This window comes from Komagataeibacter melaceti (assembly GCF_003403295.1).
Classification (GTDB): Bacteria; Pseudomonadota; Alphaproteobacteria; order Acetobacterales; family Acetobacteraceae; genus Komagataeibacter; species Komagataeibacter melaceti.
Genome location: NZ_QUWV01000192.1, coordinates 1 through 5,628 on the forward strand (window position 1 = coordinate 1; position 5,628 = coordinate 5,628).

Genomic DNA, 5,628 nt, shown 5'->3' on the forward strand with positions numbered 1-5,628 from the left:
GTAGCCTCCATTGACCAGAATGGTCTGACCCGTCATCCACCATCCGTCAGATACGAGGAAGCGCACGAACGGTGCAATATCCCCGATACCGGTCACTCCTGTTTGAAGCGTAAGCCGACTATCGTCGCGTTTCAGAAACCTGTGAGAAGCAAATCAAGCGCCTGAGTAATTTCGTCCTGGCAAAGCGACAATGAAGCAATGATCTTCTTCAGATCACGGTCAGGAACGGCGGCCATAAACTGCGTCATCATGACAAAGGGACAGTCGTCAACCATAAACACCGGGTTCAGCCTCTTTGCAGGCTTTGGTGCGGTTCCCTGCGGCAGCAGCGGAACAACGACACGGATACCCAGGGCGTCCAGAAGATCTGCCTGCACATCCAGAACGAAACGTGCTTCTCCCCGTCCGGCCAGACGATACACATCAAAACGGGCCACTTAGAAGTTCCGATAGTCCGCCAGGGGAAGCCCGTTCTCTTCAACATATTGCCGTGAGGCTTCGAGGGAAGCGCGATTGTCTGCCAGCCATTGCTGAGCACGGATCGACGCGATCGCTGACTTAATCCCCTGCTCGCAAGCCTGCGATATGTTGAGATCTAACGACTTGGCTTCTTCGAGCAACTGAGCGGGTAGCGTCACATTTGTGGGGCGACGTGATGGAGTGCCGGAATGCACGCGAACCATAGCTTTGCTCCTATATACTGACAGCTAGAATATAACACATGTTTATGCGCATTTGTATGCCCATATTTTTGCGCGAAGGTATGACCGCTTTCGGGGAGCATTAACGGCTTTTCTTATGACCAGCATGAGGGCGTCTGCCGCCTGTCCGCTTCACGTTCCTTGAGTGGACAGGCAGTTCATGGAGGGAAGCGGAAGCTCCGTTCAGGGCTGGAAAGTCGTAAAGACCAGACAGGGTCCATTTGTTAAAACCGATGCTTTGTGCTGTCCCGTATCTTTGCGGTCTGGTAGGATTAACAAGAGAGCTGAAATATCGGAATGTCTGGCACGAAGAATAATGACAGATGGCTTTCCATACATAATTCGCAGAAATTTATTTTTTCTGTTCAGCGCATCTATTTTAGGAATGGAAATATCTTCTGGTATCCGTGATGGCGTATTCGCGTGCGCTGTACAGAGCATAATCAGGAGTGCCAGAGGAAAGAACTGATACCGCATGGGCTTGAGCGCCTGATAAAACCTGATTCATGTTCAGACATATCGGGCCTGTTGGGATCTGATTTTTTTATTTTAGGGACTAAAGAAGGCAATCGACGCGATAGTTGATACTGCGGAAAGGGCCGGAGCCCTTTCATTGACGACCAGACAAAGGGCAGACGGCTCGGAAGTCGAACCGTTGCCTTTATCATAGCAGTGCAAATTATCTCCACTACAATCGGTCTGAACCGATAATATGCGCCAAAATATAATGGGGTCAACCGGCGCATTGGTGCGGTCGGGTGATGCTATTATATTAATAACTGTTAATTTTGTTTACTTCGCAAAAATTTTATGCATTCCAGAAAGTGTTACATCATGCAGCATAAACACTTTATTTGCATCTTTTTCATCAAAAGCCCATGTCCCGGTCCGGGGATCAAGCGTCATGACCACAGGTTCCTCATCTTCACCTGACGGGTTTTCAACCGTTGTAGCGAATAAGGAGACATTATATATAAACCCAATTTTTATGATATTTTTATTCTGATAAACAATACCAATCGCAGATAATCTATTACAATCCGTCGCCCCATTGTAACGCATGCGGATGAGGGTTTTTATGGTTTTTCTTTTGCCAGTTTTGGCATCCAGCCAGGTTATCTGGCAATCACTCAACTCACCTGTCCTGTACGCTTCTTCTCCCGGTTCTGGATCGACTGAATAAATATACCCTATTGGCATATTATCCTGTCTGAGAGCAAAGAACTGTGGATTGAGGTAAGAGGGAGCATGCGGCAGTACTGTGTGGCCAACCCTTTCAAAATCGGCGGCATGACTTGGCGCGAGGGTATATGGACCTGTTTTTTCGGCCCGGGCCATGGATATGCCAAGCCAGATGGACAGTAGGAAAAACAGGGCGGAATGAATACATCTTTTCATTGGGAAATATCTTTCCTGAATTCTTAATGGCCTGACGATTTTTACAGGATGCTTCATGAATTCTGCGGCTTCAATCGTTTTCGTGTTTTCTGCTGCCATACTGTCTTTAGAAAAGCTGCCATCATATCATTTCCAGCCGGAGTATTTTGATATGATGTATTCATCATAATTGTTTTATATGACTACCATAGTGAAATTCCCGGTAATTACTAACATTGTAGATGTAGGCAAATGCTGTCCAGTCCTTGTTGATCAAAGCGCGCCAGATTGCAGCGGTCATTCCTTCAAGGAGAAATCGCTATAATCCACGGAAACCCCGCTTCTCACTCTACAGAAAGAGAAACGAAACCGAGCGGTTCTTCGCCAGACTGAGGCTATTTAGAGGCATCGCGACACGCTATGACAAGACAAGCTGAAATCAAATTTCCTCGCAGCAGTACAACCCGTCGCCGCAATTCTCGGGCTTGACTGACGACGCACCCTGGCGTCACTGGCTAAGGTCAAACTGCCCCTGATCGGCTTGCATCCGTCTTTCCAATTCAAATTTTAGAACTTCGCGGGCTCTCGTAATGTTCGGAATTTCTTTTGTTTGGGTAATTTTTGATATGGATTCAATTATCTGTAATACTTTTGATGCGCCTTCAACGGCTTTAATTGAAGGATCTAAAACAAAATCGATTCCATAACTAAATGGTCGCTCAGGGTCATCGACCAGTTTAGGGAGCCACGTCTTGGCCTGTTCAACATGCGCGTAGAACATGACTACTTCCAAGACTAAATCACTGGGAAGCATACCTATCTTGGCCTCTAATGCAGGATAAAGCTTTAATGGCGGCAAACTGACCCACTCGATGAAATGCTTATCAAATGGGCGAACTTGGCCAAGTTTTCCTGTACCCCAATCCCAGTAGCGATTAGCGACCGCATTAGCCATATAGGCTACACTACGCCGTTGAACCAATATTTCGCCATACAGGGCAGATGCTACAGCAATCATTTCATCCTGCCGGAGCAATTTATCTCTCTTCCGGTTCAGTTGAGAATTAAAAAGTGCACCTGCAATAAGACTGCCAAAGCCCATAAGAGAGCCGATCAGTCCCTGCCACCCCTTCAGTTCTGTATAAAGGCACAACAACCTTGCATTCCTCACGTTGCATTGACGCGATCATATCAGGCATGAAGGGGAATAAGATAGACGTGACCAGAGATATTCCATGGAAGGCGTTGTTCTTCTACCAAATTTTAGGTAACATCGGGAAGAAATTATCCAATGCTTCCCGCGGACTATTACCTCAAGAACAGTAGCCACGGCTTGATGGCGGCGCAGTTGGGACAGGCGAGGGGGATTTTCCCGTTTTGTCATCGCGTATTGCGCTCCCCTGTAAAAATGCAAGGCCCGGCGTGACTGATCCGTTTATGGCGAAATTTGAAGACGTTCTGAATGAACGCGGCCATCGCGTTTGAACTGTCCGAAAACGGTGCCGACAGCGCCCCGGCCTCTTTTGACTTGAGGGTATCCGCCGAAATATTTCCCTCGTCTTCAGGCGGTACTTCCAGTTCATTGTGTTCGGCAATGTTTTCCCAGTCGGCAAAGCGCCCACGCACCCGTTAACGGCCACAACCACGATCATGGTCTCCGCCCGGCGCTGAACAACACCCGGCATACCCCACACGTCGGCCATGAAAGTCCGCCGGAGCCGGGGCTTCGCAGGTCACTTCCACAACCACAATATCGCTTATGGCGAACATATGGGTATCCAATGAACGCACAGACATCGCGGCGTGCGCGCGTGCGCAAACTCGGCTGCCGTCCGGCTGAACACCGGCCCGGCCAGCCGCATCTTTCCTCCATGCGCGGGTTCATGGCCCGGCAGGCCCCGGCAAGGCTGGACCGCAGCCATATCGACCCGCACCCGGCCATGCTGGGCAATGACCGGATCGGGGACTGCACCAGTGCGGGCATCGGCAACCACCTGCACGCCACGGCGGCGCTGGCCGGTTTTGATGTGGCGGATATCACCACGGATGCGGCGGTGCGGTTCTACAGCCTCTCCACCGGCTACGTGCCGGGCAAACCGGCCACGGATAATGGCGGCATTGAGGTGGACGTGCTGGGATACGCCCAGCGTGAGGGCTACGCGCTGGCAACGCAGACGCTGTTCCCCCTATGGGGCAGCGCCGATCCGGCCGACCTGAACGGGGTGCGCAACATCGCGGCTGGCCTGTCCGCCGCCTATCTGGGTGTGCAACTGGCGGATGCGGATATGTGGCAGGACCAGGACGGCAACCTGCCGCCGGTATGGGATACGGACAGCCCCGCAGCCCATGGCGACCCCACGCCGGGCAGCGCGGGCGGGCACTGCCTGCTGCTGTGGGATTATACCGGCACGGCGGATACCGACCTCGTGACGCTGCTGACATGGGGCGCGAAACAGAAGGCCACGTGGCGCTGGGTGCGCTCACGCATCATGGAGGCGCACGGTCTGGCATGGCGGCAGCTCCTGCCCGCCGGGATGCTGTCACCCTCGGGGCAGGACGGGGAGGCGCTGGTGGCCGCGAATGATGCCTATCTGGATGGCGCGGCATGAGCGGCCCGTATGGGGCCGACCGGGTGGTGCTCGTCCTCGCCAGCCTGTTCGGCATGGCCGGGTGCGCGCTCCAGCCCGGGCCGGTGCACACCACCATCCCGCAGGCCATGGCCTCCATCCAGAGCAGCCTTGCGCAGGCCGGGGTGGTTTCGGTCTCGCATGCCGGTGACTGGACAGCCGCGCAGCAGGCCCGGTTTGCGCAGGCGGTGCGCGCGGCCCAGTGCGGGCAGCACACACCCGACCCCGTGGTTGGCACGATTGCGGGGGATGTGACGCTGCAACTGTCCGGTAGCTTCACGCAGGGCGGGCAGTTCAGCGTGGGGGCAATCACTACCACGCCCACCTTCGGGATCGAGGGCGACGCCAGCCGCACGCGCGGGCAGACGGTCAGCCTGCCGGTAGCCTACGCCCCGCTGTCATCCCTGCCGGATGTGGAGATGGCGCGCCAGCTTGGCTATGAAGCCACGTTATTTGCCCAGAACGACCCGACCCGCCATGCCGAGGCCACCCGCCTGCTTACCCAGCGCGCGGCCCTGCGCGGCAGGGTGCGGGCCGTGATTGCCGGCTGGACGGAAACGGGGTGCGGAAAGCCTGATCCCGTCGCCCCGTTTGCCAGTGGTCGCGGCCCGTCAGTATTGCATCATTCCTTTCCGTAACCGGGCGTGGCATGTTCGGGTCATGAAACCGACCCTGCTGCTAAGTGGCTGCCTGTCTGGCCAGCCTGTCCGGTATGATGGCGCCGCGCGACCGTTGATGCATGCCAGCCTGGCGCGCTGGCAGGCTGAAGGGCGGGTTTTCGCCTTCTGCCCGGAAACGGCGGCGGGTTTGCCAACACCACGACCACCCGCCGAAAGTAACCGGCCGCTTAAGGCCGCCGTTGATCATGCGGCCTTTTTGTGAAGATCAGTCATGGGGTGCCAGTTCCATGGCAACAGTTCGTG

The 5,628-nt window shown here is 54.4% G+C and carries 9 protein-coding genes and 1 pseudogene; 3 read left to right on the plus strand and 7 right to left on the minus strand.

The features are described from left to right. The 7 genes and pseudogenes from DY926_RS15805 to DY926_RS18160 form a co-directional block, all read right to left on the minus strand. Positions 1-105: pseudogene (locus tag DY926_RS15805) on the minus strand (SDR family oxidoreductase); the annotation flags it as partial. A gap of 26 nt (positions 106-131) precedes the next feature. Next, positions 132-437, minus strand: coding sequence for a CcdB family protein (locus DY926_RS15810; protein WP_116704229.1), 306 nt, complete (start codon positions 435-437; stop codon positions 132-134). Then, positions 438-638 carry a type II toxin-antitoxin system CcdA family antitoxin gene (locus tag DY926_RS15815; protein WP_186336203.1) on the minus strand — a complete coding sequence of 67 codons (201 nt, stop codon included), beginning with the start codon at positions 636-638 and terminating at the stop codon, positions 438-440. A gap of 855 nt (positions 639-1,493) precedes the next feature. Further along, complete coding sequence (locus DY926_RS17120) at positions 1,494-2,198, minus strand: hypothetical protein (RefSeq protein WP_148707827.1); 705 nt, start codon at positions 2,196-2,198, stop codon at positions 1,494-1,496. Positions 2,199-2,262: 64 nt separating this feature from the next. Continuing rightward, the gene (locus DY926_RS18155) at positions 2,263-2,379 is read right to left on the minus strand and encodes an N-acetylmuramidase domain-containing protein (RefSeq protein ID WP_116704231.1); all 117 of its coding nucleotides are present in this window, start codon (positions 2,377-2,379) and stop codon (positions 2,263-2,265) included. A gap of 207 nt (positions 2,380-2,586) precedes the next feature. Beyond that, complete coding sequence (locus DY926_RS17125) at positions 2,587-3,231, minus strand: hypothetical protein (protein ID WP_148707828.1); 645 nt, start codon at positions 3,229-3,231, stop codon at positions 2,587-2,589. A 227-nt stretch (positions 3,232-3,458) separates the two neighbouring features. Continuing rightward, complete coding sequence (locus tag DY926_RS18160) at positions 3,459-3,704, minus strand: hypothetical protein (protein WP_116704232.1); 246 nt, start codon at positions 3,702-3,704, stop codon at positions 3,459-3,461. A gap of 245 nt (positions 3,705-3,949) precedes the next feature. On the opposite strand from DY926_RS18160, the gene DY926_RS15835 reads away from it, so the two are divergent. Genes DY926_RS15835 through DY926_RS17945 form a run of 3 tightly spaced genes read left to right on the plus strand, consistent with a single transcriptional unit; the run spans position 3,950 to position 5,587 of the window. Next, a complete protein-coding gene (locus tag DY926_RS15835; protein ID WP_408886083.1) occupies positions 3,950-4,687 on the plus strand; it encodes a hypothetical protein in 738 nt (245 codons plus the stop codon). After that, positions 4,684-5,343, plus strand: coding sequence for a hypothetical protein (locus tag DY926_RS15840; protein ID WP_116704234.1), 660 nt, complete (start codon positions 4,684-4,686; stop codon positions 5,341-5,343). Before DY926_RS15835 ends, DY926_RS15840 begins: the two co-directional genes overlap by 4 nt. Positions 5,344-5,365: 22 nt before the next feature. Further along, positions 5,366-5,587: a 2-thiouracil desulfurase family protein gene (locus DY926_RS17945; protein ID WP_274541811.1), complete on the plus strand. Its 222-nt coding sequence runs from the start codon at positions 5,366-5,368 to the stop codon at positions 5,585-5,587. Positions 5,588-5,628 lie beyond the last annotated feature (41 nt).